General features: G+C 65.8%; 1 protein-coding gene and 1 pseudogene. Both read right to left on the reverse strand.

The annotated features are described in order from the left end of the window. The coding region (locus V5F48_RS24930; protein WP_394260641.1) for an ABC transporter ATP-binding protein at positions 1-578 on the reverse strand (578 nt) is incomplete at its 3' end. A gap of 27 nt (positions 579-605) precedes the next feature. Next, positions 606-1013 (reverse strand): annotated as a pseudogene (locus V5F48_RS24935) (3-oxoadipyl-CoA thiolase); the annotation flags it as partial.

The raw sequence follows: 1013 nt of genomic DNA on the forward strand, positions 1-1013 counted from the left end.
GCGATGTCCTCGCGGCCCATGCCGGAGGTGGGCTCGTCGAGCAGCAGCATCTCCGGCTCGAGCGCCAGGGTGGTGGCGATCTCCAGGGCGCGCTTGCGACCGTAGGGCAGCTCGACCGCCAGATGCCGGGCGTAGGATGTGAGATCAACGTCGGCGAGCAATTGCATGGCGCGGTCGTTGAGGACGTCGAGCGACGTCTCCGCGCTCCAGAAATGGAACGAATTGCCCACCGGACGCTGCAGGGCGATGCGCACGTTCTCAAGCACCGTGAGATGGGGGAACGTTGCCGAAATCTGGAACGATCTCACCATGCCGAGGCGGGCGACGTCGGCCGGCTTGGTGCGGGTGATGTCGTGCCCGTTCAGGTGGATTGAGCCGCGTGTGGGCTCCAAGAACTTGGTGATGAGGTTGAAACATGTGGTCTTGCCGGCACCGTTCGGCCCGATCAGGGCGTGGATCGTGTGCCGGCGAATCCTCAGATCCACGTCCTTGACCGCAGCAAACCCCTTGAATTCCTTCGTAAGGCCGCGGGCGTCGACAATGTCGTCGCCTTTGGTCTGACTTGGTGGAGCGTTCATCAATTCCTCCCCGGATCTCTTCTTGCTTCACACGCGTTCGATGATTGTAGCGATGCCCTGTCCGACACCGATGCACATGGTGCACAGGGCGTAGCGGCCTCCCGTCTCCTCGAGTTGATGGAGCGCCGTGGTGATGAGGCGCGCGCCGGACATGCCGAGCGGATGGCCGAGCGCGATCGCCCCGCCATTTGGGTTCACGTGCGCGGCGTCGTCCGGCAAGCCGAGCTCGCGCAGCACGGCGAGCCCCTGCGAGGCGAACGCCTCGTTGAGTTCGATCACGTCCATGTCGGGAAGGGTGAGGCCGGCGAGGGCCAGCACCTTCCGGGTCGCCGGCGCGGGACCCATGCCCATGATACGCGGCGGCACGCCGGCCGTAGCCATGGCGACGATCCGGGCGCGGGGCTTCAGGCCGTGGATGAGGGCCGCGGCCTCGGA

Origin of the sequence: Xanthobacter autotrophicus ATCC 700552 (assembly GCF_043194565.1) — a bacterium.
GTDB lineage: Bacteria > Pseudomonadota > Alphaproteobacteria > Rhizobiales > Xanthobacteraceae > Xanthobacter > Xanthobacter autotrophicus_F.